At 74.6% G+C, this 26,591-nt stretch carries 33 protein-coding genes; 11 read left to right on the top strand and 22 right to left on the bottom strand.

What is annotated here, in order from left to right; translation table 11 throughout:
* Positions 1 to 22: 22 nt before the first annotated feature.
* Positions 23 to 1,294, bottom strand: coding sequence for a 3-phosphoshikimate 1-carboxyvinyltransferase (gene aroA / locus ACI79T_RS06260; protein WP_456609181.1), 1,272 nt, complete (start codon positions 1,292 to 1,294; stop codon positions 23 to 25).
* A 45-nt stretch (positions 1,295 to 1,339) separates the two neighbouring features.
* Positions 1,340 to 2,803, bottom strand: coding sequence for an NAD-dependent succinate-semialdehyde dehydrogenase (locus ACI79T_RS06255; RefSeq protein WP_456609180.1), 1,464 nt, complete (start codon positions 2,801 to 2,803; stop codon positions 1,340 to 1,342).
* Positions 2,804 to 2,943: 140 nt separating this feature from the next.
* On the opposite strand from ACI79T_RS06255, the gene ACI79T_RS06250 reads away from it, so the two are divergent.
* Together ACI79T_RS06250 and ACI79T_RS06245 are read left to right on the top strand one after the other, a co-directional pair.
* Positions 2,944 to 3,690, top strand: coding sequence for an SOS response-associated peptidase (locus ACI79T_RS06250; RefSeq protein WP_456609179.1), 747 nt, complete (start codon positions 2,944 to 2,946; stop codon positions 3,688 to 3,690).
* 1 nt (position 3,691) lies between these two features.
* Positions 3,692 to 5,236, top strand: a complete 1,545-nt coding sequence (locus ACI79T_RS06245; protein WP_456609178.1) for a fused MFS/spermidine synthase — start codon at positions 3,692 to 3,694, stop codon at positions 5,234 to 5,236.
* Positions 5,237 to 5,238: 2 nt separating this feature from the next.
* On the opposite strand, the gene ybaK is transcribed toward ACI79T_RS06245, so the two are convergent.
* A complete protein-coding gene (ybaK, locus tag ACI79T_RS06240; protein ID WP_456609177.1) occupies positions 5,239 to 5,712 on the bottom strand; it encodes a Cys-tRNA(Pro) deacylase in 474 nt (157 codons plus the stop codon).
* 197 nt (positions 5,713 to 5,909) lie between these two features.
* Between ybaK and ACI79T_RS06235 the strand changes: the two genes are divergently transcribed.
* The gene (locus ACI79T_RS06235; RefSeq protein ID WP_456609176.1) at positions 5,910 to 6,602 is read left to right on the top strand and encodes a sigma-70 family RNA polymerase sigma factor; all 693 of its coding nucleotides are present in this window, start codon (positions 5,910 to 5,912) and stop codon (positions 6,600 to 6,602) included.
* Positions 6,602 to 6,943, top strand: a complete 342-nt coding sequence (gene rsrA, locus ACI79T_RS06230; protein ID WP_456609175.1) for a mycothiol system anti-sigma-R factor — start codon at positions 6,602 to 6,604, stop codon at positions 6,941 to 6,943. The genes ACI79T_RS06235 and rsrA overlap by 1 nt, the downstream gene beginning before the upstream one ends.
* 85 nt (positions 6,944 to 7,028) lie before the next feature.
* On the opposite strand, the gene ACI79T_RS06225 is transcribed toward rsrA, so the two are convergent.
* Positions 7,029 to 7,103, bottom strand: coding sequence for a 50S ribosomal protein bL37 (locus ACI79T_RS06225; RefSeq protein WP_014377707.1), 75 nt, complete (start codon positions 7,101 to 7,103; stop codon positions 7,029 to 7,031).
* A gap of 173 nt (positions 7,104 to 7,276) precedes the next feature.
* On the opposite strand from ACI79T_RS06225, the gene ACI79T_RS06220 reads away from it, so the two are divergent.
* Positions 7,277 to 8,326 (top strand): biotin carboxylase N-terminal domain-containing protein, encoded by a 1,050-nt coding sequence (locus tag ACI79T_RS06220; protein WP_456609174.1) that lies wholly within the window; start codon positions 7,277 to 7,279, stop codon positions 8,324 to 8,326.
* A gap of 56 nt (positions 8,327 to 8,382) precedes the next feature.
* Complete coding sequence (locus tag ACI79T_RS06215; protein WP_456609173.1) at positions 8,383 to 8,607, top strand: biotin/lipoyl-binding carrier protein; 225 nt, start codon at positions 8,383 to 8,385, stop codon at positions 8,605 to 8,607.
* Positions 8,608 to 8,637: 30 nt separating this feature from the next.
* On the opposite strand, the gene ACI79T_RS06210 is transcribed toward ACI79T_RS06215, so the two are convergent.
* Positions 8,638 to 9,135 (bottom strand): GNAT family N-acetyltransferase, encoded by a 498-nt coding sequence (locus ACI79T_RS06210; protein WP_456609172.1) that lies wholly within the window; start codon positions 9,133 to 9,135, stop codon positions 8,638 to 8,640.
* A gap of 42 nt (positions 9,136 to 9,177) precedes the next feature.
* Between ACI79T_RS06210 and ACI79T_RS06205 the strand changes: the two genes are divergently transcribed.
* A complete protein-coding gene (locus tag ACI79T_RS06205) occupies positions 9,178 to 10,659 on the top strand; it encodes a sensor histidine kinase (protein WP_456609171.1) in 1,482 nt (493 codons plus the stop codon).
* A gap of 127 nt (positions 10,660 to 10,786) precedes the next feature.
* Here the strand turns inward: ACI79T_RS06205 and ACI79T_RS06200 are convergent, their stop codons facing one another.
* The 3 genes from ACI79T_RS06200 to ACI79T_RS06190 all read right to left on the bottom strand — a co-directional run bounded on the left by ACI79T_RS06200 (position 10,787) and on the right by ACI79T_RS06190 (position 12,344).
* Positions 10,787 to 11,038 (bottom strand): WhiB family transcriptional regulator, encoded by a 252-nt coding sequence (locus ACI79T_RS06200; protein WP_269193302.1) that lies wholly within the window; start codon positions 11,036 to 11,038, stop codon positions 10,787 to 10,789.
* Positions 11,039 to 11,076: 38 nt separating this feature from the next.
* Complete coding sequence (locus ACI79T_RS06195; RefSeq protein WP_456609170.1) at positions 11,077 to 11,253, bottom strand: hypothetical protein; 177 nt, start codon at positions 11,251 to 11,253, stop codon at positions 11,077 to 11,079.
* 65 nt (positions 11,254 to 11,318) lie between these two features.
* The gene (locus ACI79T_RS06190) at positions 11,319 to 12,344 is read right to left on the bottom strand and encodes a diacylglycerol/lipid kinase family protein (protein ID WP_456609169.1); all 1,026 of its coding nucleotides are present in this window, start codon (positions 12,342 to 12,344) and stop codon (positions 11,319 to 11,321) included.
* An 88-nt stretch (positions 12,345 to 12,432) separates the two neighbouring features.
* On the opposite strand from ACI79T_RS06190, the gene ACI79T_RS06185 reads away from it, so the two are divergent.
* Complete coding sequence (locus ACI79T_RS06185) at positions 12,433 to 12,915, top strand: hypothetical protein (protein ID WP_456609168.1); 483 nt, start codon at positions 12,433 to 12,435, stop codon at positions 12,913 to 12,915.
* A 33-nt stretch (positions 12,916 to 12,948) separates the two neighbouring features.
* Here the strand turns inward: ACI79T_RS06185 and ACI79T_RS06180 are convergent, their stop codons facing one another.
* The 6 genes from ACI79T_RS06180 to sodN all read right to left on the bottom strand — a co-directional run bounded on the left by ACI79T_RS06180 (position 12,949) and on the right by sodN (position 17,600).
* Positions 12,949 to 13,731, bottom strand: coding sequence for an HAD-IIA family hydrolase (locus ACI79T_RS06180; protein ID WP_456609167.1), 783 nt, complete (start codon positions 13,729 to 13,731; stop codon positions 12,949 to 12,951).
* A gap of 10 nt (positions 13,732 to 13,741) precedes the next feature.
* Positions 13,742 to 14,236 carry an N-acetyltransferase family protein gene (locus ACI79T_RS06175; protein ID WP_456609166.1) on the bottom strand — a complete coding sequence of 165 codons (495 nt, stop codon included), beginning with the start codon at positions 14,234 to 14,236 and terminating at the stop codon, positions 13,742 to 13,744.
* Positions 14,233 to 15,060, bottom strand: a complete 828-nt coding sequence (gene pssA / locus ACI79T_RS06170; protein ID WP_456609165.1) for a CDP-diacylglycerol--serine O-phosphatidyltransferase — start codon at positions 15,058 to 15,060, stop codon at positions 14,233 to 14,235. Before pssA ends, ACI79T_RS06175 begins: the two co-directional genes overlap by 4 nt.
* 9 nt (positions 15,061 to 15,069) lie before the next feature.
* Complete coding sequence (locus tag ACI79T_RS06165; RefSeq protein ID WP_456609164.1) at positions 15,070 to 15,738, bottom strand: phosphatidylserine decarboxylase; 669 nt, start codon at positions 15,736 to 15,738, stop codon at positions 15,070 to 15,072.
* Between the two features lie 49 nt (positions 15,739 to 15,787).
* The gene (locus tag ACI79T_RS06160; RefSeq protein ID WP_456609163.1) at positions 15,788 to 17,014 is read right to left on the bottom strand and encodes a PP2C family protein-serine/threonine phosphatase; all 1,227 of its coding nucleotides are present in this window, start codon (positions 17,012 to 17,014) and stop codon (positions 15,788 to 15,790) included.
* A gap of 181 nt (positions 17,015 to 17,195) precedes the next feature.
* On the bottom strand, positions 17,196 to 17,600 hold the full coding sequence (gene sodN, locus ACI79T_RS06155; protein ID WP_456609162.1) for a superoxide dismutase, Ni: 405 nt from the start codon (positions 17,598 to 17,600) through the stop codon (positions 17,196 to 17,198).
* A 51-nt stretch (positions 17,601 to 17,651) separates the two neighbouring features.
* On the opposite strand from sodN, the gene ACI79T_RS06150 reads away from it, so the two are divergent.
* A complete protein-coding gene (locus tag ACI79T_RS06150; protein ID WP_456609161.1) occupies positions 17,652 to 18,053 on the top strand; it encodes a S26 family signal peptidase in 402 nt (133 codons plus the stop codon).
* Here ACI79T_RS06150 and ACI79T_RS06145 read toward each other — a convergent pair.
* Positions 18,039 to 18,641: a dTDP-4-dehydrorhamnose 3,5-epimerase family protein gene (locus tag ACI79T_RS06145; RefSeq protein WP_456609160.1), complete on the bottom strand. Its 603-nt coding sequence runs from the start codon at positions 18,639 to 18,641 to the stop codon at positions 18,039 to 18,041. The genes ACI79T_RS06150 and ACI79T_RS06145 overlap by 15 nt on opposite strands.
* Before the next feature lie 53 nt (positions 18,642 to 18,694).
* Here ACI79T_RS06145 and ACI79T_RS06140 point away from each other — a divergent pair, with 53 nt between their 5' ends.
* Positions 18,695 to 19,891 (top strand): NAD(P)-dependent malic enzyme, encoded by a 1,197-nt coding sequence (locus ACI79T_RS06140; RefSeq protein ID WP_456609159.1) that lies wholly within the window; start codon positions 18,695 to 18,697, stop codon positions 19,889 to 19,891.
* Here ACI79T_RS06140 and ACI79T_RS06135 read toward each other — a convergent pair.
* The 3 genes from ACI79T_RS06135 to ACI79T_RS06125 are packed head-to-tail and all read right to left on the bottom strand — an operon-like array spanning position 19,881 to position 23,883.
* Entirely contained in the window at positions 19,881 to 21,335 is a 1,455-nt protein-coding gene (locus ACI79T_RS06135) for a pyridoxal phosphate-dependent decarboxylase family protein (RefSeq protein ID WP_456609158.1), read from the bottom strand. The genes ACI79T_RS06140 and ACI79T_RS06135 overlap by 11 nt on opposite strands.
* The gene (locus tag ACI79T_RS06130; RefSeq protein ID WP_456609157.1) at positions 21,332 to 22,675 is read right to left on the bottom strand and encodes an MFS transporter; all 1,344 of its coding nucleotides are present in this window, start codon (positions 22,673 to 22,675) and stop codon (positions 21,332 to 21,334) included. The genes ACI79T_RS06135 and ACI79T_RS06130 overlap by 4 nt, the downstream gene beginning before the upstream one ends.
* 20 nt (positions 22,676 to 22,695) lie before the next feature.
* Positions 22,696 to 23,883 carry an RtcB family protein gene (locus tag ACI79T_RS06125; protein WP_456609156.1) on the bottom strand — a complete coding sequence of 396 codons (1,188 nt, stop codon included), beginning with the start codon at positions 23,881 to 23,883 and terminating at the stop codon, positions 22,696 to 22,698.
* Between the two features lie 75 nt (positions 23,884 to 23,958).
* Between ACI79T_RS06125 and ACI79T_RS06120 the strand changes: the two genes are divergently transcribed.
* The gene (locus ACI79T_RS06120; protein ID WP_456609155.1) at positions 23,959 to 24,255 is read left to right on the top strand and encodes a hypothetical protein; all 297 of its coding nucleotides are present in this window, start codon (positions 23,959 to 23,961) and stop codon (positions 24,253 to 24,255) included.
* Positions 24,256 to 24,273: 18 nt separating this feature from the next.
* Here ACI79T_RS06120 and ACI79T_RS06115 read toward each other — a convergent pair whose 3' ends face one another.
* The 4 genes from ACI79T_RS06115 to ACI79T_RS06100 form a co-directional block, all read right to left on the bottom strand.
* Positions 24,274 to 24,765 carry a hypothetical protein gene (locus tag ACI79T_RS06115; RefSeq protein WP_456609154.1) on the bottom strand — a complete coding sequence of 164 codons (492 nt, stop codon included), beginning with the start codon at positions 24,763 to 24,765 and terminating at the stop codon, positions 24,274 to 24,276.
* A gap of 51 nt (positions 24,766 to 24,816) precedes the next feature.
* A complete protein-coding gene (locus ACI79T_RS06110) occupies positions 24,817 to 25,530 on the bottom strand; it encodes a metal-dependent hydrolase (protein ID WP_456609153.1) in 714 nt (237 codons plus the stop codon).
* Positions 25,531 to 25,591: 61 nt separating this feature from the next.
* Positions 25,592 to 26,332, bottom strand: a complete 741-nt coding sequence (locus ACI79T_RS06105) for an AAA family ATPase (protein ID WP_456609152.1) — start codon at positions 26,330 to 26,332, stop codon at positions 25,592 to 25,594.
* A gap of 7 nt (positions 26,333 to 26,339) precedes the next feature.
* The gene (locus tag ACI79T_RS06100) at positions 26,340 to 26,528 is read right to left on the bottom strand and encodes a DUF6104 family protein (protein WP_456579195.1); all 189 of its coding nucleotides are present in this window, start codon (positions 26,526 to 26,528) and stop codon (positions 26,340 to 26,342) included.
* Positions 26,529 to 26,591: the final 63 nt, after the last annotated feature.

Here is a 26,591-nt window from a genome sequence, read left to right as displayed (position 1 = left end):
CGCGCCCCGCGCTGGTTGCCGCTCAGCGGGTGGCTCCCAGCATCCCGGCCCACCGCTCCCGGAAGTCGGGCAGCGTCTTGGTGACCGCGCCCGGGTCGGCGACGCGCACGCCGTCGACCGCCAGCCCGAGGACGGCGGCGGCCATGACCATGCGGTGGTCGGCGTAGGAGTCCACCAGCGCGGGGCGCCGGGGGCCGGGCTCGATCTCCAGCCCGTCGGGCAGCTGGCGCACGCGGGCCCCGACGGCGGTGAGCACCTCGTCGAGGGCCTGCAGCCGGTCGGTCTCGTGCCCGCGGAGATGGGCGATCCCGGTCAGCCGGGAGGTGCCGTCGGCGAGCGCGCACAGCGCGGCCAGCACCGGGGTGAGCTCGCCGACGTCACCGAGGTCGGCGACCAGGGGCCGGACGACGCCGGTCCCGGTGACCTGCAGGCCGCCGTCGGGGGTGCGGGAGACGGCGGCGCCCATCTCCTTCAGCAGCCGGTCCAGCTGGGCACCGGGCTGGGTGGTGACCTCCGGCCAGTCCCGCACCGTCACCCGGCCACCGGTGACCAGCGCCGCCGCCAGGAAGGGGGCCGCGTTGGAGAGGTCGGGCTCCACCACGCGGTCGAGCGCGGCGATGGGGCCGGGGGAGACCCGCCACCCCCGGTCGGTGGCGACGACCTCCACCCCGTGCTCGCGCAGCGTCGTGACCGTCATCTCGACGTGCGGCAGGGAGGGCAGCCCGCCGGTCAGCTCCAGGTCCGCGCCGCGCTCGTAGCGGGCGGCGGCGAGCAGGAGGCCGGAGAGCACCTGGCTGGACTCGCTCGCGTCGACCACCGCGGTGCCGCCGGGCACCCGTCCGGTGCCGCGGACGACGAACGGCGCCCGGCCGCGCCCGTCGTCGTCGATGTCGACGCCGAGGCCGCGCAGGCCGTCGATCAGCCCGGCGTTGGGGCGCTCACCCAGCCGCGGGTCCCCGTCGATGCGCACCGGCCCGTCGGCCAGGGCGGCGACCGGCGGGAGGAAGCGCAGGATCGTGCCGGCCAGCCCGGCGTCGACGTCGACGCCCCCGCGCAGGGGGCCGGGGGTGATCACCTGGTCCTCGCCGTCGTCCTCGATCCCGATGCCGAGGGCGCGCAACCCGGCGGCCATGAGCTCGGTGTCGCGTGCCCGCAGGGGGCGGACGAGCCGGCTCGGGCCGTCGGCCAGGGCCGCCAGCACCAGCGCCCGGGCGGTCAGCGACTTGGACCCGGGCAGGGTGACGACGGCGTCGACGGGAGCCGGGTGGTGCGGCGCGGACCAGACGTCTGTCACGTCACCAGTCTGCCCGGTCGCCCGCACCGCACCGCCCGCACCCGGTCAGCCGCCGACCGGCCGGTCGGCCTTCTTCACCGGCACGGTGCGCACCAGGCGCCGGTTGGCGAACTCAAACATGGCCAGCTCGGAGAGCTCGCGGCCGTAGCCGGACCGCTTCACGCCGCCGAAGGGCAGCTCGGGGGATGAGCCGGTGGGCTGGTTGATCCACACCATGCCCGCCTCGAGCCGGTCGGCCACCGACCGCGCGCGGTCGAGATCGCTGCTCATGACGGTGGCGCCGAGGCCGAAGGCGCTGTCGTTGGCCAGCGCGACGGCCTCGTCGGCGTCCTTCACCTTGTAGACGACGGCCGCGGGACCGAACAGCTCCTCGCGGAAGGCCCGCATCTCCGGCGTGACGTCGGTGAGGACGGTGGCCTCGACGAACGCACCCGGGTGGTCGGGGCGCTTCCCGCCGGCGACGACCGTGGCGCCCTTGTCGACGGCGTCCTGGATCTGCGCGTGCAGGTCCTGGGCGGCCTTCTCCGACGACAGCGGGGCCAGCGACGTCGAGGCGTCGGCCGGGTCGCCCGGGGCGAACGTCGAGAAGGCCTGCTTGAGCCCCTCGACGAACGGCTCGTACAGCTCCTCGGTGACGATCAGCCGCTTGGAGGCGGTGCACGCCTGGCCGGTGTTCTGCATCCGGCCCATGGTCGCCGCCTTCACCGTGGCGGCCATGTCGTCGGCGTCGAGCACGATGAACGGGTCGCTGCCGCCGAGCTCGAGCACCGACTTCTTCAGGTGCTTGCCGGCCAGGGCGGCGACCGCGCTGCCGGCCCGCTCGCTGCCGGTCAGGGTCACGCCCTGGATGCGGGGGTCGGCGATGACCTGCTCGACGTCGGAGATCCGCAGGAAGGTGTTGGTGAAGACGCCCTCGGGCGCGCCCGCGTCGGCGAAGAGCTGCTCGATCGCGACCGCGCACTGCGGGGTGATCTCCGAGTGCTTGAGGATGACGGTGTTGCCCAGCACCAGGTTGGGGCCGGCCACGCGGACCACCTGGTAGAAGGGGTAGTTCCACGGCTCGATGGCCAGCAGGGCGCCGATCGGCTGGGTCTCCACGACGGCCTCGCCCTTGCCCATCAGCGGCGTGATGGACGTGGGCTGCAGGAAGCCGGGGCCGTTGTCGGCGTAGTACTTCAGGATCATCGAGCAGAGGTAGAGCTCGCCGGTGGCCTCCTCCTTGCGCTTGCCCATCTCCGTGGTGATGAGCCTCGCGAGGTCGTCCCGGCGCTCGTCCATCAGCTCGGCGGCGCGCCGGACGACGGCGGCGCGCTCCTCGACGGGCCGGTTGCGCCACTCCTGGTAGGCGGAGTGGGCACGCCCGACGATCCCGTCGATCTCCGAGGTCTCGGTGAAGGGGAACTCCTTCTCGGTCTCCCCGGTGAACGGGTTGACCGTGGCGTAGCGCCGGTCGGCGCTGTCGCTGGCCGTCTTGGGGTGATCGGTCGGTGGCTTCTGCGTAGCGGTCACGCGCGTGATCCTCGTCTCTCGTCGGCTGTTCCCACCAGGGGCCTACCCCTGGTGATCCGGTGCACGCACGAGCCACCCGGCGTCGTCGGCGCCACCTAGAGTTCGGACGGTCAGCCCGACCCGTCCCCGAGGAGGCGCCCGTGTGCGGTCGCTACGCCGCCAGCCGCAGCCCCGACGACCTCGCGATCGAGTTCGAGGCGGTGCGCGCCGAGGGCCAGCCGGCGCTGCCGGCCGACTACAACGTCGCACCGACGAAGGACGTCTACGTCGTGCGGCACGCCAAGGAGCGGGACGCCGAGGGCCGGACCACCGGTGGTGGCCACCGCGAGGTGCGGGCCGTCCGGTGGGGCCTGGTCCCGTCCTGGGCCAAGGATGTCTCCGTCGGCAACCGGATGCTGAACGCGCGGGTGGAGTCGCTGACCGAGAAGCCGGCTTTCCGCACGGCTGCCCGGTCGCGGCGCTGCCTGGTGCCGGCCGACGGCTGGTACGAGTGGGCCAATCGGCTGGACGCGCCCGCCAAGCAGCCCTACTACGTCACCCCGGAGGACGGGTCGGTGCTCGCCCTGGCCGGCCTGTGGGAGGTGTGGGGGAAGGGCGAGGACCGGCTCTACACCTGCACGGTCGTCACCGCGCCGGCCACCGGCGCCCTGACCGGGATCCACGACCGGATGCCCCTGGTGCTGCCGCGTGACCGCTGGGCTGCGTGGCTCGACCCGTCCCGGGAGGACGTCGCGGAGCTGGCGCAGCCCACGCCGCCGGAGGTGGTCGCCGGCCTGGAGCTGCGGCCGGTCGGGCCCGCGGTGGGCAACGTGCGCAACAACGGGCCCGAGCTGATCGCCCGCGCGGACTCCGTCGAGGCGCCCGCCGACCAGCCCGCACTCTTCTGACGTGGCCGCGGACGAGGCGCCGGCCGCCACCGCGCCCCCCACGGCACCGCCGCCGGGTGGTGCGCTGCCGCCCTGGATCGCGGCCGGGCTGACCTTCCTCAGCTCCGGTGCGGTCCTGGTGCTGGAGATCGTCGGGCTCCGGCTCATCGCCCCCTACGTCGGCGTCACCGTGCAGACCAGCACGGCGGTGATCGGCTTCGCACTGGCGGCGATCGCCCTCGGTGCGTGGGTCGGGGGAGCGACCGCCGACCGCACCGATCCCCGCCGGCTGCTGGCACCGCTGCTCGTCGCCGGGGGCGCGCTGGTCGTCGCGGTGCTGCCGCTGGTCCGGTTCACCGGGGCGCTGCTCAGCGGCGCCGACGCCGGCGGCGTGCTGCTGCTGGCGGCGGTGGCCGTCGTCGTGCCGGCGGCGCTGCTGTCGGCGGTGCCGCCGATGGTGGTGAAGCTCCAGCTGGCCAGCCTGGACGAGACCGGTGCCGTGGTCGGCCGGCTGTCCGGCATCGGCACGATCGGCGGCATCGCCGCGACGTTCGCCACCGGCTTCGTGCTGGTGGCGGTCCTGCCCAGCAGCGTCATCCTGGTCGCCACCGGTGCGGTCACCGTCCTCACCGGCCTGGCGGTCGCCCTGCTCCTCCGGGGCGGTCCCGGTGCCCGTCCGGTGCCCACCGGGCTGCTCGTGCTGGCGGTCGTCGGCGGGTTGCTGGCCGCCGTCGCGCCGACCCCGTGCGAGGAGGAGACGGCCTACCACTGCGCGCGCGTGGTGGCCGATCCGGAACGGGACTCGGGTCGGGTGCTGCTGCTGGACACCCTCCGGCACTCCTACGTCGACCTCGCGGACCCCACCCACCTGGAGTTCCAGTACGTGCGGGCGATCGCGGCGGTGACCGACGCGGTGTTTCCCGCCGGGGAGCCGATCTCCGCGCTGCACCTCGGGGGCGGCGGTCTCACCGTGCCGCGCTACCTCGCGGAGGTGCGCCCGGGCACGGAGAGCCTGGTCGTGGAGGTCGACCCCGGGGTCGTGGACATGGACCGCGAGCAGCTGGGCCTGGAGACCTCGGCGGACCTGCGGGTGCGGGTGGCCGACGGCCGGGTCGGGCTGGCCGAGGAGCCGGCGGGGGAGCGCGACCTCCTCGTCGGCGATGCCTTCGGCGGGCTGTCGGTGCCGTGGCAGCTCACCACCCGCGAGGCGCTGGAGCTGGTCGACCGCGCGCTCGCCGACGACGGGGTGTACGCGGTGAACCTCATCGACCACCCGCCGCTGTCGTTCGTCCGCGCCGAGCTGGCCACGATGCGGTCGGTGTTCGGCCACGTGCTGCTGCTCGCCCGCGCCCCCGTGCTCGCCGGGGAGGACGGCGGGAACCTGATCGCCGTCGCGTCGCAGCGCCCCCTGCCGAGCGCGGAGATCGCCGCCGCGCTGACCGAGCGGGACCTGACCTGGCAGGTGGCCGAGGGCGCCGAGCTGGAGCGGTTCGTCGGCGGGGCCGACGTGCTGACCGACGACTTCGCGCCGGTCGACCAGCTGCTGACCCCGTACGGGGCGCCCTGAGCTCAGCGGCCGATCGGCGCCGTCCGGGCCCGGGTCAGCCGCACCAGCTCCCCGGGCGGCAGCTCCAGCTGCAGCCCGCGCTTCCCCGCGCTCACCAGCACCGTGGGGAACTCCAGGACCGAGGCGTCGACCACGGTCGGCAGGGCCTTCCGCTGGCCGAGCGGGCTGATCCCGCCGAGGACGTAGCCGGTCGCGCGCTCGGCGTCGGCCGGGTCGGCCATCGCCGCCTTGCGCCCCCCGGCGGCCGTGGCCAGCGCCTTGAGGTCGAGCGTCCCGCTGACCGGCACCACCGCGACGGTGAGGCGGCCGTCGACGCGGGTCACCAACGTCTTGAACACCTGGCGGGGATCGGCGCCGAGCGCGGCGACGGCGGCCTCGCCGTGCCCCTGGTCGGCCGGGTGCTCGGGCTCGTAGGCGTGCAGCGCGTGCGCCACCCCGGCCTGCTCGAGGACCCGCACCGCGGGGGTTGCCGCCACGGCGCCGCAGCGTAGCGATTCGCGGCCAGGAGGGAATGGTCGCGGGCGGCCGTGCCGTTGCACCGGCCGTGAGCAGCACCGTCTCGACCGCCCGCACACGGGCCGCGCACCGACGTCCCCCGGGCCGTCCGGACGCCGCGCGGCTAGGATCGAACGACGTGGCGCCCCGCGTCCGGGGGCCGCAGAGAGGACGGTCGGTGCCCGAGGATTCCGCGGTCGACAACGCAGGCCAGCTGCCCGAGGCCGCCCCGGTGGAGGTCCCGGAGGCGCGCGAGGGCGGTAGCCGCACCGAGCTCGCCGAGACCCGCGCCGAGCGGGACGCCCGGTTCGAGCGCGACGCGCTGCCCTTCCTGGACCAGCTGTACCCGGCGGCCCTGCGGATGACCCGCAACCCGGCCGACGCCGAGGACCTGGTGCAGGAGACCTTCGTGAAGGCCTACTCCGCGTTCCACCAGTTCGCCGAGGGCACCAACCTCAAGGCCTGGCTGTACCGGATCCTGACCAACACCTACATCAACAGCTACCGCAAGAAGCAGCGGCAGCCGCAGCAGTACCCCACCGAGCAGGTGCAGGACTGGCAGCTGTACGCGGCCGAGGAGCACAGCTCCTCCGGGCTGCGGTCGGCCGAGATCGAGGCGCTGGACCACCTGCCGGACTCCGACATCAAGGACGCCCTGCAGCAGCTGCCCGAGGACTTCCGGCTCGCGGTCTACCTGGCCGACGTCGAAGGCTTCGCCTACAAGGAGATCGCCGAGATCATGGGCACGCCCATCGGCACGGTGATGTCCCGGCTGCACCGCGGACGCCGGGGGCTGCAGAAGCTGCTGGCCGACTACGCCCGCGAGCGCGGCTTCGTCCGCGCCGGAGCCGGTGAGGAGGCGAGCCACTGATGAGCGACGACGCCGCCCGGGCGGGCGAGCCGATCGAGATCCACTCCTGCGACGACGTCCTGTCGCACGTCTTCGAGTTCCTCGACCACGAGACGGGGGACGAGCGCCGGGCGCTCATCGCCGAGCACCTCGAGGACTGCTCGTCCTGCCTGCGCGAGTTCGGCATCGAGCAGGAGTTCAAGGCGCTGGTGCGCCGGCGCTGCGGGGGCGACAAGCCGCCGTCGGGTCTCCGCGAGCGCATCAAGATGCAGCTGACCAGCGTCTCCTTCGAGGAGGACGGCACCCAGGTCAGCGTGGAACGGCTGACGATCGAGCGGTCGGGGGAGCGCCCCACCGCGTAGCCCCGGCCGAACGCCAGAGGCCCAGAACCCGACGGGTTCTGGGCCTCTCGCATGGTGCCCCTCTGCAGGGCGAAGGGGCACTTGCTCAAGCGTTGGGGCGCTTGCCGTGGTTGGCCTTGTTCCCCTTGCGGGAGCGACGCTTGCGTCCACGCTTGGACATCGCTGCCCTCCTCTCACACTTCCCGGTGGGCCGCTCGGCCCGTGGATCCCGCGGGGCCGCGACGCGGCGCACGTAGGGTGCGCGTGGCCGACGGACCCGCCAAGCTGACCAGACAAGCCTCTCACGGGGAAAGCCGGCCGTGCGCCGGGCAGGGCTACGCAGGAGGAACAGCAGTGCCGCAGCTGGGGATCGAGACCGTCCTGGTCGCGGGACGGGGCCCGGCGGGCTGCGCCGCCGTGAGCGCGTGCCAGCGTCTCGGCCTCAAGGCCGTGGCCGTGCACAGCGAGACCGAGCGCTCCGCACGGCACGTCCGCCTGGCCGACGACGCGGTCCTGCTGGGTCCCGCCCCGGCCGCGGAGTCCTACCTCGCGGTCGACCGGATCGTGGAGGCGGCCCGGCGCAGCGGAGCCGACACCGTGCTGCCCGTGCCGCCCGCACTGGCAGGGAACGCGCGACTGGCGAGCGCGGTCCTCGCCGCGGGACTGCGCTGGGCGGGCCCGGCCCCCGAGATCCTGGAGCGACTGGGCGGCGACGGCGTCGAGCCGGCCAGCGAGCGGGGCTTCCTGGCGTGGGTGACCGCCGAGGGGCTGCGCTTCACCACACCGGTGGCCCGGGACCGCGCGGCCGGCATCGCCCGGGTGTCCTGGACGCCGGCCGCGCCCGGGGAGCTGCCGCCGGCGGCGAACCGGCTGGCCGACATCGGCTGGCGCGGCCTGGTGACGGTGGGCATCGCGCCGGACGGCGAGCTGGCCGAGGTCGCCGCCGGGTTCTCCCTGGACATGGCGGTGCTGGAGCGGTCGCACGACGTGGACGCCGTCGAACTGGCCCTCCGCAGCGCCGTCGGTGCGCAGGTTTCCGGGCCGGGGCCTGCGGCCCGTACGGATGCGCGCCCCGCGGTCGCCGTCCAGCTGCGGTCCACGCTGCCGCCGGGCACGGCGGGCCGGATCACCGGCCGGCTGCCCGGCTCCGGACGCCGGCCGGTGACCGAGGCGGACGTCGACCTGGTGGCGGTGACCGGGTACGACCCGGGCGACCGGCTCGACGGCTGGTACGACGCGCTGCTCGCCACGGTGAGCGCCGGGGCGGCGGACGTCGCGACGGCCGCCCAGGCCGCCCGTCTGGCGCTGACCGGGCTGCCCGAGACCGGCGTGCCGCACGACGGCCCCGAGGTCTGCGCCGTGGTGGGCCGACTCGCCCAGGAGCGGGCGGTCCCGCAGGCCTGAGCTGCTGGTCACGTGCTTGGATGAGGTCTCACGGACGGTGAGCGCGGGAGGTACCGGTGGCGGTCGAGGAGATCCACGCAGAGATGGTCTCCAGCGTCTGGAAGGTGCTGGTCGCGCCCGGGGCGCAGGTCTCCGCCGGTGACACGCTGGTCATCCTCGAGTCGATGAAGATGGAGATCCCGGTGCTCACGGAGCGCTCCGGGACCGTGCAGGAGCTGCACGTGGTGGAGGGCGAGGTCCTCCAGGAGGGCGACCTGATCGCCACCGTCTCCGACTCCTGATCCCGCACCCCGGCCGACTGGGCGCGTGCCTCAGAGGTCGCGGGCGTAGACCAGCAGGTCGACCCCCGGCACGGGGGCCCAGTCCCGCTCGGGCAGCCGGGTGAAGCCCAGCCGCTCGTACAGCCGGTGCGCCGCGGTCATGCGGGTGCCGGTGGAGATCACCACCCGCCGTCTGCCCGCCCGCCGGGCGCGGTCCAGGCACGCCGACACCAGCGCCGCGCCGAGGCCGCGCCCCTGCGCACCGGGATCGACCACCAGCATGCGGAAGCCGGCCTCGTCGGCGGACTCCAGGACCTCGCCGAACTCGCCTCCCGGCACGAACGCGACGCTGCCGACGATCCGGCCGGTCCCGTCGCGGGCGACGAGCAGCTCGGCTCGGGCCGCCCGGCCGGCGACGTCGGCCAGTTCGGCGGCGTACCCGGCGGAGGCGAGCCCCCCGGCCACGTACACGCCGACGGTGAGCTCGGCGATGCGGTCGTGGTCGCCGGGGCCGGCGGGCTCGATGTGCGGGGCGGGAGGGGTGACCACGGTCGAAGCGTAGGAGGGACCGGGTCCTAGGCTCGGCGCACCATGAGCAGCCTCTCCGAGCGACTCACCCGCGGAACGGCGTCCAGCCCCGCCCAGATCGACCACGTCCGGCGCCTGGTCGCCGACTGGCAGCTGCTGGCCGACCTCGCGTTCGCCGATCTGACGCTGTGGGTGCCGCTCCCCTCGGGAGCCTGGTGGTGCGTGGCCCAGGTGCGGCCGCTCACCGCACCGACCAGCCGGCCGGAGGACATGGTCGGCGCCGAGGTCGGCCCGGACGAGGCCCGGCCGTTCGGCCTGGCCCTGCGCGACGGCCGGCCCGTCACCGGCGGGGAGCCCGACCGGACGGGACACCGGCCGCGCCGCCGGGAGGTGATCCCGGTCCGGCACGAGGGGGTGGGCATCGCCGTCCTGGCGAAGGACACCAACCTCGCGGTCACCCGCTCGCCGTCGACGCTCGAGCTGACCTACCTGGACATCGCCGCCGACCTCTGCCTCATGGTGTCGGCCGGCACCTTCCCGCCCGGAAGCCTCACGGATGCGGAGATGAGCCCGCGGGTGGGCGACGGACTGGTGCGCCTGGACGGCGCGGGGCGGGTCTCCTACGCCAGCCCCAACGCGCTGTCGGCCTACCGGCGGATCGGGGTGGCCGGCGATCTCGCCGGTGCGACGCTCGCGGACGTGACCTGCCGGGCGGTGACCGACCGGGTGGCGGGGGAGGCGGTCGCGGCGGGCATCACGGCGGCGGTCGCGGGCCGCTACCCCGGCCAGGTGGACGTCGAGGCGGCCAGCGCGACGCTGCTGCTGCGGGCCCTGCCGCTGCAGGCGCCCGGCGCCGCTCCCGGTGCGCTCGTGCTCGTGCGCGACGTGACCGACGTCCGGCGACGGGACCGGGCGCTGCTCACCAAGGACGCGACCATCCGGGAGATCCACCACCGGGTGAAGAACAACCTGCAGACGGTGGCCGCCCTGCTGCGCCTGCAGGCCCGCCGGATGACCGAGCCGGCGGCCCGCGCAGCGCTCGAGGAGTCGGTGCGCCGGGTGGCCTCGATCGCGGTCGTGCACGAGACGCTGGCCGGCAGCCGGGAGGACGTCGTCGCCGTCGACGACGTCCTCGACCAGGTGCTGCCGATGCTCGGCGACCTGACGTCGATCGGGCCGGCCGCCCGGACCCGCCGGACCGGCTCGTTCGGCGAGCTGCCGGCGGCGGCCGCCACACCGCTGGTCCTGGCGGTGACCGAGTTGCTGCACAACGCCGCCGAGCACGCGTTCCCCGAAGGGGAGCCCGGTGTCATCGAGCTGGTCGCCGAGCGGGACGGCGACGACCTGCTGGTGCGGGTCCGGGACGACGGCCAGGGCCTGCCGCCGGGGTTCGACCCGGCCGCGAGCGACGGGCTCGGCCTGCAGATCGTGCGGACGCTGGTGACCAGCGAGCTGGGCGGCAGCCTGGCGATGGGGGCGTCGGAGGGCCGCCCCGGGACCGAGGTGGTGCTGCACCTGCCGGGGAACGCCTGGCCGCGGCGCTGAGGACGTCGACGCCCGGACGTGCCGAGGCCGGTCCGGGGAACCCGGACCGGCCTCGTGGCGCTCGGTGCGTGTGCGGTGGTGCGGTCCGGCTGCCGGGGATCCCCGGCAGCCGTCGTGGTGCTCCTGATCAGGCGGTGTGCACCCGGGTGCGAGCCTGACGCCGCTTCAGCGCGCGTCGCTCGTCCTCGGAGAGCCCACCCCAGACACCGGAGTCCTGGCCCGAGCGCAGGGCCCAGTCCAGGCACGACGAGACCACCGGGCAGCGCTGGCACACGGCCTTGGCCTGCTCGATCTGGACCACGGCCGGGCCGGTCGTCCCGATGGGGAAGAACAGCTCCGGATCCTCGTCCCGGCAGAGCGCGCGGTGGCGCCAGTCCATGGCGTTGTACTCCTCGATGTCGTCTACGGTTCGGTGCGTCAGTCGCCCAGCTCGGTCTGCCATCGCCGGGCCGACACCGGGTTACCCAGCGCCATGGCGGCAGCGACTATCTGCTTTGTTACCGGCAGGTTGCGTCCCAGCAGCGATGTTTTCACGTGCCGGACGCCTGTCAAGGGAAACGCGGTCAGCGCTGACCCCCGCGTGAGCAACTTCACCACGGCCGTGCTAGGCCTGCCACTCGGCGGAGGGAACGGCCTTGCCGGCGGCTCGAGAGTTGCTGTCAGGCGATGACGCGCAGCGCGTCGGGGACGTTCCGGATCCGCACGCCGGTGGCGGTGCCGAGGTGGTCGCCGTCGACCTGCCAGCCCTGCGGTCGCACGGCGGTGATCGTGAGCTCCTGCAGGTCGTGCCACCGGTGCAGGCCGCGCCCGCGGAGGTCCGGCTCGGGCCGCATGGTCTGCCGCAGGGCGCGCAGCATGCGCGTCGTGCCGGTGCGGCCGAGGGCGAAGACGTCCAGCCCGGTCTCGAAGGACGCCTGGGGCGTGGGGTTCACCGGCCGGGCCCCCAGGTACGTCCACGGACTGACGTTGGACACCAGGCAGAGGAAGAGCTCCTCGAGGGGTGGCTCCCCGGGCACCTGCAGCGTCATCGCCGGTCGCCGGCGGTCCCAGCCGAAGAGGAACGCGCTGGTGCCCTCCCGGACGTAGAGCGCTCCGGTCGACCGGCGGCCCCGCGCGCGGCGGGCCTCCACCCGGGCGATGACCTCCGCGTCGAAGCCGAACCCGGCGGCGAAGACGAACCAGCGGGCATCGGTCCACCCGGGCTCGTCGGCCGCGGCGTCGGCGCGGGCGACCGCCTCGGCGGCGGCCGGCGCCACCCCGGTCACCGCCGCGGTGCTGGTCCCGGTGGCGCTCGCGGTGCCCAGCGACACCGACCGGGTGCGGCCCGCGCGCAGCGAGGCCAGGATCTCCGCAGTCGCCTCCACCGGGTCGCGCGAGCGGCCCAGGGCGCGGGAGAACACGTTGGTCGAGCCACCCGGGACGACCGCGAGCGTGGGCACCCGCGCCCCGGGGCCGTCGGTCAGCAGGCCGTTGACCACCTCGTTGACCGTACCGTCGCCCCCGAGGGCGACGACCACGTCGATCCCCTCGGCGGCCGCCTGGGCGGCGAGCTCCCGCCCGTGGCCGCGGTGGCCGGTCTCGGCGACGTCGACCTTGAGCTCGCTGGCGAGGGCGCCCACCAGCACGTTCCGCATCTTCGCGGTGGTGGTGGTCGCCGCCGGGTTGACGACCACGAGCGCGCGCATCCCGTCAGGCTATCCAGGGCGCGGGGTCCGTCGGACGGCGCCGGTGGACGGGCCCGGGCGGAGCGGTGCGCCGCGTAGTCTCGCCGTCGTGACCGAGGACCGCGGCGCGCCTGCCCAGCCGCCCCGTCGCCTGGCCGACCGGCTCTTCGGACCCACGGCGGCGCAGCCGGCCGCGCGGCCCGCGGCGCCGCGCACCGAGGCGCCCCCGTCCCTGCGCCGGGCGGCCCTGGCGGTCGCGCTGGAGGCGTCGCTCTTCGGCCTCGGCGCGCTGGTGCTGCTGTTCCTCACGCTGACCGCCGATCCCGACAGCGTGCCCCGGGCGCTGGCCGAGGTGGTGCTGGCCGCACTCGCCGCCGGCGTCCTGGGGGCCGCCGCGCGCGGTCTGTGGCGGGTGGCCGGCTGGGCCCGCGGCCCGGTAGTGGCCCTGCAGCTTTTCCTGGCGCTGACCGGCTTCACCTTCGCCTTCACGGCGCAGCAGCCGCTGATCGGCCTGCCCATCCTGGCGCTGGTGGGCGCCGTGCTGTACCTGCTGGCCACGCCCGAGTCCCGCCTGGCCTACCTCGACCGCTGACGGCCCCCCGTCCCGGGAGGACGGGGGCCTCGCTCAGACGAGGTCGATGACGTCGGCGATGGAGTCGCACACCCGGCTGGGCCGGAAGGGGAAGCGGGCGACGTCGGCGGCCGCCGTGGACCCGGACAGCACCAGCACGGTCTCCAGGCCGGCCTCGATCCCGGCGACGACGTCGGTGTCCATGCGGTCGCCGATCATCATCGTGGACTCCGAGTGCGCCTCGATCCGGTTCATCGCGCTGCGGAACATCATCGGGTTGGGCTTGCCGACGAAGTACGGCTTGGCGCCGGTGGCGGCGGTGATCATCGCCGCCACCGAGCCGGTGGCCGGTAGCGGGCCCTCCGGGGAGGGGCCGGTGACGTCGGGGTTGGTGGCGATGAAGCGGGCGCCGTTCGCGACCAGCCGGATCGCCCGCGTGATGGCCTCGAACGAGTAGGTGCGCGTCTCCCCGAGCACCACGTAGTCGGGGTCGGTGTCGGTCATCGTGTAGCCCACCTCGTGGAGGGCGGTGGTCAGCCCGGCCTCGCCGATGACGTACGCGGAGCCGCCGGGCAGCTGGGTGGTGAGGAAATCGGCGGTGGCCAGGGCCGAGGTCCAGATCGCCTCCTCGGGCACCTGCAGCCCGCCGCGGGCCAAGCGGGCGGCGAGGTCGCGCGGGGTGAAGATCGAGTTGTTGGTGAGGACGAGGAACCGGCGTCGCCGCTCGACGAGGCGGTCGAGGAACTCCTTCGCCCCCGGGAGGGCCTGGCCCTCGTGGACGAGGACCCCGTCCATGTCGGTCAGCCAGCACTCGATCGGTCCGCGCTCGGTGGTCACGGACCGAACGCTAGCGCGGCCGGTCAGCCGCGGGGGCGGAGGCGAACGACGGGAGCGCGTCGTCGGTGAGCCGGAACACCGTCCACCCGTCCATGGGCACGGCGCCGGCGGCCCGGTAGAAGTCGATCGACGGGGTGTTCCAGTCCAGCACCGACCACTCCAGCCGTGAGTAGCCGCGGTCCACGCAGACCTGCGCCAGCGTGCGGAGCAGCTCCCGACCGAGACCGGTGCCGCGGTGCTGCGGCTGCACGTAGAGGTCCTCGAGGTACACGCCGTGGGTGCCGCGCCAGGTGGAGAAGTTGAGGAACCACAGCGCCATGCCCACGACCTGGCCGTCGCTCTCGGCGACGTGGCCGTACAGGGCGGGGGAGTCGCCGAACAGGCAGGCGGCGAGCTGCTCCTCGGTCAGCCGGACCTCGTCCAGCGCCTTCTCGTACTCGGCCAGCTCGCGCACCAGCCCGACGACCGCGGGGACGTCGTCGGGCCGGATCGGGCGCACGCTCATGACAGGACCTCCTTGACCCGTGCCGGTACCAGCCGGCCGAGCGGCGAGAGCACCGGCACGAGCACCGGTGCGAGCAGGTACCCGTAGGCCAGCACGCAGCCGGTGACCACGGGCGCCACCGCCAGGCCGACGACCAGCAGCACGGCGGCGGCCACCAGCCCGTACGGCCGGCCGCTCTTCGGGCTGACCAGCGACCGGAACGACCGGAACCGGACGTTGGTCACCATCAGCACCGCCGGGACCGCCACGACCAGCAGCACCCAGAGCCGGTCGCGGCCCTGCATGTCGTCGCCGAAGGCGAACACCGAGGCCAGGACGACGCCGGCGGCGCCCGGGCTGGGCATGCCGATGAAGTACCGCTTGTCCGCCGTCGGGTCGATGGTGGTGTTGAACCGGGCGAGGCGGATGGCTGCGCAGGCCACCCAGAGGAAGCAGACGACCCAGCCGACCGGATCCCACTCGTCCCGGCCCTCGGAGAACAGCGTGAAGGCCAGCAGCGCCGGCGCCAGCCCGAACGAGACCAGGTCGGCCAGCGAGTCGAACTGCAGGCCGAAGGGCGTCACGGCGCCGACCAGCCGGGCGACGGCCCCGTCCACGATGTCGAACAGCACCGACAGCCCGATCAGCACCGCTGCGAGCGTGTACTGGCCGCGGATCGACACCAGGATGGCGAGGAACCCGCAGAACATGTTGGCCAGCGTGAACAGGCTCGGCAGGGTCGCCAGCGCTCGTCGCCGGCTGCCCCGCACCGAGCCACGGACGAACTCGACGGTGGCCGTGCGACGGGTCTGCGGGGGCCGGTGGCCGGAAGCGGAACTGGGCACGGCTGTCCCTCAGCGGGTCGCGGGCCAGCGGGCGATGACGGTCTCGCCGCCCCGCACGCGCTGCCCCTTCGTCACGGTGATCTCGCACTCGCGCGGGACGAACACGTCCATGCGCGAGCCGAACTTCATCAGGCCCATGCGCTCTCCGGTGGCGAGGTGCTGCCCCGTTCCGGTGCGGGTGACGATGCGGCGGGCCAGCACGCCGACGATCTGCCGGAAGACGACCGTGCGCTCGCCGGGGCCCTCGGCATCACGCAACCAGAGCTCGGTGCGCTCGTTGCGGTGCGCCGACTCCTTCCGGTAGGCGGCCAGGAAGCTGCCCTTGCGGTAGGAGCTCTCCACGACCTCACCCCGGTACGGCGAGCGGTTGACGTGCACGTCGACCACCGAGAGGAAGACGCTCACCTGCTGCCAGCCGCCCACGGGAGCCGGCTGGGGGGCGACGCCCTCCTGCGGCTCCCCGGCGACCATCACCACGCCGTCGGCGGGGGAGAGGACGTCGTCCGGGTCGGCCGGCTCGGTGTCGCACCGCCGGTCGGGATCCCGGAAGAACAGGGTCATGTAGGCGGAGAGGGCCAGGAACGGCCAGACGGCCCCTCGGCGTCCGGCCACGCCGAGGGCCGCGGCGGGGAGGAGGGGTCCGGTGATGAAAGGCCACCCGGCCCGGTCGATGCGCATGGTGACCGAACGGTACCGGCCTGCCCCTGGGTCGGTACGGACCTCGGGGTCAGGCGGGGGCCGAGGCGCGGCCGGGATCGGCCCCGAACTCGGTGGTGCGGCCGCGCGGCGGGCCCCCGTACCAGTCCAGGCACACCATCGTGGCGTCGTCCCGCAGGTCGCCGCCGGTGACCTTCAGGACCGCGGCACCCAGCTCGTGGACGACCTCCCGGGGGTGCAGGTCCGCGCTGTCGGCCAGGGCCGCCGCGACGTCGAGGGAGGCGGCGTTGCGCTCCAGCATGCCGTCGGTCAGGAACACGATCCGGTCGCCGGGCTCGAGCGGGAAGGGCTGGACGGCGAAGGACTTGCCCGGCAGGACGCCGAACGGCGCCTCCACGGCCAGGTCGATCTCCTCGACCTTCCCGTCGCGGAGCCGCAGCGGGAGCGTGTGCCCGGCGTTGACGATCTGGGCGAGGCCGGAACGCAGGTCCACCCGGAGGAGCTGCCCGGTCACGAACTGGCCGGGCGCGCTGTTCTCGGCGAGCGCGTCGTTGGCGTACCGCGCCTGCCCGGCGAGGTCGAGGCCCTGGCGGCGTCCGTTCCGGAGCGCGCCGACCAGCAGCGTCGCCAGCAGCGCCGCCTCCACCTGGTGCCCGACCGCGTCGGTGATCGACAGCTGCAGGGAGTCGCGGTCCAGGGTGTAGTCGAAGGTGTCGCCGCCCACGGAACTGGCCGGCTCCAGCCACCCGGCGAGGGTGAACTGCCCTGCCTCGCAGGTGTAGGTCGGCGGCAGCAGCCGGCGCTGGATCTCCGCGGCGAGCGCGAACGGGGTGGAGCGCTGGCCCCACTCGAAGACGTCGGTGTGCCGGCGCGCGGCGATGAGCACGTAGGCCAGGGCGTGCGCGGCGCTGCCGATGTCCTCGACCTCGTCGTCCGACGGATACCGCGGGAGGTCCAGCTCCAGCAGGCCGATGGCGTCGCCGCGGTCGGTCACCGGGACGAGCACCCGGGCCCCGTCGTCGATCGGCCGCACGTCGGGCTGCTGGGTGCGCAGCACCCGCTCGTAGCGCGTGCCGGGCAACGGCAGCGTCTCGGCGTGATCCGTGCCGTGGCTGCGCGCGCCCTCGACCTGGCCGGCCGAGGTGAGGCGGACGACCGCCCGCCCGCTGAAGTCGGCGAGGAGCAGCGTCACCGCCGTCGCGTCGACCATGTCGCCGAGCTCGGCCGCGACGACCTCGACGGCCTCGATGGGGGCTGCCTCCTCCACCTTCTGCAGCACCGCGCCGACGTCGATCACCGAGCCTCCAGTTCGATCAGGGGACGACCCAGGACGCCCGCGGTCCGAGGTGTGTGCCCTGACACTGCCGGCGGCGAACGTGCTGTTCACCACGGGTGCGGGCCGCAGGGCGCCGCCACGACGACGGACGGCGCCGGCCGACGGATGTCGACCGGCGCCGTCCGGGGCGCGGCGGGGAGGGTCAGGCGGCGGCCTTCGTCTCCCAGAAGATCTTGTCGATCTCGGCGATGTAGTCGAGCAGCTTCTGGCCCTCGGCGGGGTCCATGCTGTTCTTCGCCGCGCCGCCACCGGCCTGCTTGGTGGCCTTGTTGAACAGCTCGTGCAGCTGCGGGTACTTCTCGAAGTGCGGGGGCTTGAAGTAGTCGGTCCAGAGCACCCAGAGGTGGTGCTTGACCAGGTCCGCCCGCTGCTCCTTGATGAGCACGGCGCGCTGGCGGAAGACCGGGTCCTCGTTGCCCTGGTACTTCTCCTGGATGGCCTTGACCGACTCCGCCTCGATGCGGGCCTGGGCCGGGTCGTAGACGCCGCAGGGGAGGTCGCAGTGCGCGGTGGCCTCCACGGCGGAGAACATGCGGGTGAGACGCATGGATATGCCTCCGGTGATCGTGGGGTTGTGTCGTCTGCGACCCTACTCGCGGTGATCGACGGCGACAGTGCGGGAGAGCGCGGGGGCGGGGCGGTGGACCCGCTGCCGGCCGCGTGGACGCTGGTGCGGGTGACCGGGCCGTCGATGTCCCCGACCGTGCGTTCCGGGGAGCGGCTGCTAGCCCGCCGGCTGCGTCCCGGCGCCCGGGTGCGGCCCGGCGACGTCGTGCTGGCCCGGTTCCCGGCGCGGCCGGAGCTGCTCGTGGTCAAGCGGGTGCGCCGCGCCGTCGACGGCGGTCACTGGGTGGAGGGTGACAACGCCTTCGTCACCGACGACAGCCGGTCCTTCGGCGTCGCCGTCGTCGTGGGCCGGGTGGTCGGCCGGCTGTGGCCGCGCCCCGGCCGGGTCCCCGGCGCCCCGCCGTCGGACGACCGGACGTCAGACCTGCCGTAGCTGGGCGTACCGCGCGGCGCACTCGGCCATGGTCGGCAGCAGACCCTGCTCGCGCGCCTCGGCGAGGGTGGGGGCGCTGCGGTCCTTGGCCGACAGTTCGAGCTCGACGTCCGACGGCCAGGGCAGGTCCAGGTCGGGGTCCAGGGGGGAGACGCCGAACTCCCGCCCCGGGTCGTAGCCGGAGGAGACGAGGTAGACGACCGAGCTGCGGTCGGCCAGGGCGACGAAGGCGTGGCCGAGCCCCTCGGCGAGGTAGACCGCGCGCGGCTGCTCGCTGTCGAGCAGCACCGAGTCGTGCACGCCGAAGGTGGGGGAGTCGACGCGGACGTCGACGACGACGTCGAGCACCCGGCCCGCCGGGCAGTAGACGTACTTGGCCTGGCCGGGGGGCACGAGCGCGAAGTGGACACCGCGGAGCGAGCCCCGGGAGGAGACGCTGTGGTTCGCCTGGGCGAGCGGAAGCGGGTGTCCCACTGACTGGGACAGCACGTCTGCCCGGTACCACTCCGTGAAACTGCCACGCGTGTCGCCGTGGGGGACCAGGTCGAGGACGTAGCTGTCGGGCACGGCGAGTTCGCGGATCTCCACGACTGCACCGTAGCGACAGGCCGGTGCCGGCCCGCCGTTACGCTGCTGTGCCCATGAGCGGAAATCCGGCGCCCGAGGACCCCGTCAGCACCGACCGCTTCGCTGCTGACCCGGCGTTCGCGGTGCACGAGGGCGGCAAGCTCGCGGTGGCCTCCACCCGCTCGATCACCTCGATCGCCGACCTCGCGCTCACCTACACCCCGGGCGTCGCGCGGGTGTCGAGCGCCATCGCCGCCGAGCCCGCGCTCGCCCGCCGGTTCACCTGGGCGCCCCGGGTCGTCGCGGTCGTCTCCGACGGCACCGCGGTGCTGGGCCTCGGCGACATCGGTCCCGCCGCCTCGCTGCCGGTGATGGAGGGCAAGGCCTGCCTGTTCAGCGAGTTCGCCGGCCTGTCCTCGGTGCCGATCGTGCTCGCCACGACCGACGTCGACCAGATCGTCGAGACCGTTGCCGCGATCGCGCCGTCCTTCGGTGGCATCAACCTCGAGGACATCAGCGCCCCCCGCTGCTTCGAGATCGAGGCCCGGCTGCGCGAGCGGCTGGACATCCCGGTCATGCACGACGACCAGCACGGGACGGCGATCGTCGTCCTCGCCGCGCTGCGCAACGCCGCGACGGTGGTCGGCCGGGAGCTGGGCGACCTGCGGGTCGTGGTCTCCGGTGCGGGGGCGGCCGGGGTCGCCTGCACGAAGATCCTGCTCGAGGCCGGTGTCCGCGACATCGCCGTCGCCGACTCGCGGGGCGTCCTGCACGCCGGCCGCGAGGCGCTGACCGGCACGAAGCAGTGGCTCGTCGAGAACACCAACCCGTCCGGGTTCGCCGGCTCCATGGTCTCGGCCCTGCGGGGCGCCGACGTCTACCTCGGTGTCTCCGGCGGCTCGGTGCCCGAGGAGGCGATCGCGTCGATGGCCGAGAACTGCATCGTCTTCTCGCTGGCCAACCCCACGCCGGAGGTCGACCCGCAGATGGCGGCGCGGTACGCCGCCGTCGTCGCCACCGGGCGCAGCGACCTGCCCAACCAGATCAACAACGTGCTCGCCTTCCCGGGCGTCTTCCGCGGCGCCATCGACGCCGGCGCCACCCGCATCACCGAGGAGATGAAGCTGGCCGCCGCCACCGCGATCGCCGGCGTCGTCGGCGACGACCTGCGGGCCGACTACATCGTCCCGAGCCCCCTGGACCGCCGGGTCGCGGCCGCGGTCGCCGAGGCTGTGGGGGACTGCGCCCGCCGCGAGGGCGTCACCCGCTGAGCCGCACCCCGTCGGCGGTCGGCCGGTAGATCCGGCCGAGGACCCCGGCGAGCAGCCGTTCGGCGACCGGCCGGGGCAGCGCGGCGACCAGCGCGTGCACCGGCGCCATGCGGGCGGGGAGCGACCCGCCGGAGACCCCGGCGAGCTCCAGCAGCGCCTCGACCTCGGCGACGGTCAGGGCCGACGGGTCGACGGTGGCGGCCGCGGCCACCAGCTCCGGGTCGGGGACGGGGCGCGGGAGCGCGGCGGCCGCCCGGGCGGCGTCGCGGAGATCGGCCAGCAGCGCGTCCACCCGGCCGGCGGTGGCGGCCGTGACGGTCAGGTGCACGGTGGCGGGGAGGTCGCCACGCTCCTGGGCGAACGGCGGCTGTGGCTGGACCAGCCACCCGCGGGCGGTCATCTCGTCGGCCAGGTTGAGCACGTCCACGGCGTCCGGCCCGTCCTGCGCGATCGCGACGAGGGTCGCCACCGGGTGGCCGACGACGCGCAGCCCGTCGATGCCGGCGATCCCGGCAGCGAGCCGCACGGTGGCGTCCCGGGCCCGCAGGGCGAGCTCGCGGTAGCCCTGGGTGCCCAGCCGGCGGTGCACCGCCCAGGCGGCGGCCATGGCGCCGGCCGGGCGGGTGCCGGCCAGGGTCGGGTTGACCACCGGGTAGCCGGGCCAGCCCGCCGTGGCGAACCAGTGCGCGTGCCGCAGCTCCGGCGTGGTGGTGAGCAGCACCGAGACGCCCTTGGGGGCGTAGCCGTACTTGTGCAGGTCCACCGACAGCGAGGTCACGCCCGGCACCGAGAGGTCGAACGCCTCGGGGACGTCGTCGAGGAAGGGCAGCACCCAGCCCCCGATGCAGGCGTCGACATGGCAGGGCACCCCGGCCGCGGCCGCCAGCCCGGCGATCTCGCCGACGGGATCGAGGACGCCGTGCGGGTAGGACGGGGCGCTGACCACCACCAGCACCGTCCGCTCGTCCAGCAGCCGCACCACCGCCGCGGGGTCGGCCCGGCAGGTGGCCGGGTCCACCGGCACGTCCCGCACCTCCAGGTCGAACAGGTGCGCCGCCTTGCGGAACGCCGCATGCGCGGTCACCGGCAGCACCAGCACCGGGCGGCCGGTGCCGCCCGCCGCCCGCCAGCGCTCGCGGGCGGCGAGGACGGCGAGCTGGCAGCTCTCGGTGCCACCGCTGGTGAGCGTCCCGACGGCGTCCGGCCCGCCGCCGAGGAGCCCCAGCGCTGCGCCGACGAGGTCGTTCTCGAGCCTGGCCACGCTGGGGAAGGCGGTCGGGTCCAGGGCGTTCGTCCACTGGAACGCCGCCTGGGCGGCCGCGGCCAGCTCGTCGACGTCCGGGCGCCCGGAGTCGTACACGTAGGCCATGGTGGCGCCACCGTGCGTGGGCACGTCACCGGCCTGCAGCGCGGTGAGCTCTGCGAGCACGTCCTGCGGGTTCACGCGGGGGCCTCCTGGGCGGGGGTGGGAGCGAGCCGGTACCGGGCGAGCACCGGGATGCTGGCCAGCACGAACAGGGCCGGGACGACGGTGAACCCGAGGCGGACCGCGAGCACGGCGGTGCCGGACTGGGCGACGACCTCGTCCCCCGTCGTGGAGACGTAGCCGGCCAGCGCCAGCAGCCCACCGAGCAGGCCCGGCCCGACGGCGAGGCCCAGGGTCTCCGCCGCCGTCCAGACGCCGGTGAAGACGCCGGCCCGGCGCCGGCCGGAGGATGCCTCGTCGGCGGCGATGACGTCCGGGAGCATGGCCAGCGGGAACATCTGCATGCCGGCGTAGCCGATGCCGACGAGCACCACGAGCGGCAGCGCGACGGCGGTGCCCCCCGTGGGGACCACGGCGAGCAGTGCGGCGCCGGCGCCGAAGAGGGCCGAGGAGAGCAGCAGCCCCGGCCGCTTCCCCAGCCGGCGGCTGACCCGGAGCCACAGCGGCATGACGAGGATGGCCGGGGCGACGAGGGCGGCGAACAGCAGCGTGCCGGCCGCCGGATCGCCCAGCACCTGCTCGGAGAAGTAGGGCACCCCGGCGAGCATCACGCCGACGCCCAGGGCCTGGACGACGAAGCCGGTGATCAGCACCCGGAACGGGCGGGACCGCCAGGCGAGCGCCAAGGTGGCGCTCAGCCGGCCCTCGCTGCGCGCCCGCGTCAGGGTCGGCGCCCGCCGGGTGCCGGCGACGGCGCCGAGCATCCCGGCCGCCAGCAGCACCGCCACGAAGACCGCCATCGCCAGGTAGCCGCCGCGTCCGCCGCCGGCGAGGTCGACGACGGCCGGGGCGCCGGCCCCGGCCAGCAGGATGCCCAGCGCCAGCGCGGCGACCCGCCACGACATGAGCGTCGACCGCTCGCCGGGGTCGTCGGTGATCTCCGCCGGCTGGGCGACGTAGGGCACCTGGAAGCAGCCGTAGGCGGTGGCGGCCAGCAGGAAGATGGCCGCCACCCAGCCGGCGGCGAGCGCCGGGGGAGCGCTGGGGCCGGCGAACACCAGCACGAACAGCGGGGGCAGGGTCAGCCCGCCCGCGAGCATCCAGGGCCGGCGAGGGCCCCAGCGGCTCGCGGTGCGGTCCGACCGGCTGCCGATCCACGGGTTGAGCCAGACGTCCCACGCCTTCGGGAGGAACACCACCAGCCCGGCGATCCCGGCGGCGACGCCCAGCACGTCGGTCAGGTAGTACAGGAGCAGCAGCCCGGGCACCGTCCCGAACGCCGCCGTCCCGATCGAGCCCAGGGCGTAGCCCAGGTGGGTGCCCCGGGTCAGCCGGGCGCTCGATGAGACGGCGGTCACAAGATCCGCACCGTAGCGGGTCAGTCGCCCTTCACGTTGACCAGCTGGCGCAGCGTGTGCCTGATCTCCACGAGGTCCGCGGCGTCGGCCATGACCCGGTCCACGTCCTTGTAGGCCGCGGGGATCTCGTCGAGGAAGGCGTCGCTGTGCCGCCACTCGATGCCGCGCATCGACTCCTCGAGCTGCGCCCGGGTGAAGGTCTTGCGGGCCTTGGTCCGCGAGAAGACCCGCCCCGCGCCGTGCGGCGAGGACTCCAGCGACTCGGGGTTGCCGAGCCCGCTGACCACGTAGCTCGCCGTCCCCATCGACCCGGGGATCAGCCCGGCCTGCCCCTTCTTCGCCTGGATGGCGCCCTTCCGGGACACCCACAGCTCCTCGCCGAAGTGTTCCTCGCGCTGGGTGAAGTTGTGGTGGCAGTTGGTCCGCTCGAGCTCCGGCGTCTCGTCGACGCGCATGTGCCGGGCCAGGCAGCCGGCGACCCGGTCCATCATCTCCTCGCGGTTGAGCAGCGCGAAGTGCTGCGCCCACCGCAGCTCGGCGATGTACCGGTCGAACTCCGGGGTGCCCTCGTCGAGCCAGGCGAGGTCGCGGTCGGGCAGGTCCAGGCCGTCGCGGCGGGCCCGCTCCTGGGCGATCGCGATGTGCTTCTGGGCGATCCGGTTGCCCACGCCGCGGCTGCCGGAGTGCAGGAACAGCCACACCCGCTGCTGCTCGTCGGCGGTCACCTCGATGAAGTGGTTGCCCGAGCCGAGGCTGCCCAGCTGCATCGCCCAGTTCGGCGCCGTCGTCGTCACCGAGTGCAGCACCCGGTCGCCGAGCTCGTCGGCCGTCGCCTCCAGCTCGGCGACCCGGCGCCGGGCCGACTCGGTGAGCTTCTTGTTGTACCGGCCGGCCGACAGGGGGACCGCGCGCTCGATGTCGCCGCGCAGCGGCGCCAGCGGGCCCCGCGCCCGCACCTCGTCCACCGACCACGGCGTACGGACGGCGATCATCCCGCAGCCGATGTCGACGCCGACCGCCGCCGGGATGATGGCGGCCCGGGTCGGGAGCACGGAGCCGACGGTGGCGCCCTTGCCCAGGTGCGCGTCGGGCATGAGGGCCACGTGCGGGTCGACGATGTCGAGGGAGGCGGTGCGCTCGGCCTGCTCCAGCGTCGCGTCGTCGAGGATGCTGGCCCAGTTCAGGAGTTTGTCGGACAGTCGTTCCACCCCTGGAGTCTGCGGTGCCCGGCCGATCGCGGCGAACGGTTTGTCGCCGGGGCCGGTCGTGGGTACCAGCGGCGCATGGGAGCCAGCAGGGCGGCGGTCGCCGCCTCGGGTCAGTGGATCGATCCCGACGACGGGATCCGGTACCCCGCCGGGGAGGTGCACGCATGGCAGCAGGGCCGCAACGAGACCGCCTGCGGGCTGGCGCTGAGCCGCTCGCGGCTGACCCGGTTCCCGCACGTCGGCTGGCCCGACGTGCAGCCGGAGTCCGGCCGGCACGCCGAGGAGGTGCAGGAGGTCTGCCGCCGCTGCCGGGCGGCCCAGGGCGCCCGGCGGGACGACCGCGGCTGGACCCGGGTCAACCCCCGCCCGTGACGGCGGGGCACACGCCCGTCACGGCTCGGCGGGCAGGCGCGCCCGGAGACGGTCGCTGAGCTCGACGTCGTAGGGCAGCCCCACGAGGTGCTCGGGCGGGACGTCGACACCTCGGGCGCGCAGGAGCTGGGCGAGCCACTCCCAGGGGTGCTCCTCGCCGGTGTCCTCCGCGTCGTCGGGGAGCACGGTCGCGCGCACGTCCTGCACCAGGCTCTCGACGGTGAGGTGCCGCCACGGGTCGGCTCCGGCGCTCAGCCCGAAGCCCCGCTCGGCATGCAGCCGGAGGCGACGACCGTCGGCCAGGACGGCGAACTCCTCGACCCGGAAGTTCAGACTCCCCGGAGGCAGCACCGGCTCCCCGGGGAGGGGGACGAACCTCCCCGGTCGCGGATCGCCGTCGTCGTCCGAGGGGCTGTCGTCGCCCGGTGCACCGGCGAGGAGCCGGTGGCGGGCCTCGTCCTCCAGTTCGAGGTCGCACCACGCGCCCAGGCGGACCACCGGCGTGCTCACGGCGGAACCGTAGCGCCCGATCGCCGGAACCCGCCGGCCCGTCCGCCGGGGTCAGCCAGAGCTGAGCAGCCGGTCCACCAGCGGGTCGACGGCCAGGTGCAGCTCGGTGTTGGAGTAGGCGAACACGACGGTGGCGACGACGAACAGCGGCACCAGCGCCATCTTCTCGACGGTGGCGCCGGTGCGGATGGGGGAGAGCGCCAGCCGCTTGCGCTTGACCAGCCAGAGCAGTGGCACCGGGACCCCCGCGGTGGTGATCGCGTCACCGGCGATGTGGGTGAGCACGCCGGCGGCGACCGCCCAGGGCAGCCAGGAGGGCGTGGTCGTGTGGGTCAGCAGCAGCCAGGCGCCGCCCCACGACAGCACCAGGTTGCCCAGGATCGTCGTCTCGGCGCGCCCCGGGATGACGAAGTGCAGCGCCCGCAGCGCGAGCCCGATGGCCAGCGCGAGCAGCAGCAAGCTGGACCAGAACGCGCCGGAGGCGGCCATGGCGAGCGCACCGAAGGCCAGCGGGGCGAGCACCGCGTCGTGGGTGCCCCAGCGGTGCCCGCCCGCGAGCGCCCCGATCGCCCCCGCGGGCACGTCGGTGACCGGGCCCCACATGTCCGACACGGTGGAGTTGCGGTGGTCCAGGTCGGGGAGCATCGCGAACCCGCCGACGGCGGCCACCCAGGCCGCCTGGCCGACCGCCCCCTGCACCGGGGCCCACGGCAGGGTCGCGGCGCCGGCGGCGAGGCCGGAGAGCGCGTGGGAGTGACCGAGCATGAACCCAGCGTCCCGCCACGCCGTCTGGTTCGCGGGAGGTGGAGCGGCGTGTCCCCGCCGTTCAGTCGTCGAGCAGGTGGCGCAGCAGCCGCTCGGGGGCGTCGAAGAAGGTCTGCCAGTCCCGCACCAGGTCCAGGTCGGCCCACGGGCGCTCGGTGAACCCCGCCTCGTCGAGCTCGTAGACGCGGGCGCCCGGCAGTGCGGCCAGCACGGGGGAGTGGGTGGCCAGCAGGACCTGGGAGCCGGTCGCCGCGACGCCGTGCAGCAGCGCCATCAACCGCAGCGACGACCGGAACGACAGCGCCGACTCCGGCTCGTCCAGCACCCACAGCCCGCGTTCGAGGGTGCGGGACTCGAGGAAGGCCAGGAAGCCCTCGCCGTGGGACCGCGCGTTGAGCGGGATCCCGTCGAAGGGGCGCAGCTCCACGGCCGTGCTGTCGATGCCGGCGAAGACGTCGTGCATGGCTTCCCCGCGCAGCCAGACGCCGCCCTGCGGCCGGGGGCGTTCGCCGACCAGCTCCAGATCCCGCCACAGCTCCGCGTCCTCGGTGGCGGGCAGCGGACCCCAGTGCTTCACCTGGGCGGTCAGCGACGACCGCCAGGCGTGCGCGACCGCCTCCAGCAGCGTGGACTTGCCGCTGCCGTTCTCCCCGACGAGGACCGTGAGCGGGGCGAGCTCCATCCCGTCGGCGCGCAGCTGCGCGACGCCCGGCAGCGCCCAGAACCAGGCGTCGGCATCGCTGACGTCGGCCCGTACACGAACCTGCGCCAGCGGGAGACCGGTTCCGTCGGGTGCGTGCACGGACCGGTCAGTCGTCGAGGTCGTCGTCGTCCGTGCCGCCGCGGGCCAGCCAGGTGGCCAGCCGCTCGACGGGCACCTCGAAGTCGGGGTGCTGGTCGACGAACGCCTGCATCTGGTCAGCCAGCCAGGCGAGGGTGACCTGCTCCGCGCCCCGCCGCTCGGCCAGTTCTTCCAGGCCCCGGTCGGTGAAGTACATGCCGGAGAACCTACGACGCCCGGCCCCCGAGGTGATCGGGGGCCGGGCGTCGGAGAGGGGACG

It is taken from the genome of Blastococcus sp. SYSU DS0619 (assembly GCF_054051035.1).
Note: the sequence above shows the minus strand (reverse complement) of the source record. Positions and strands in the feature narration are given on the sequence as shown.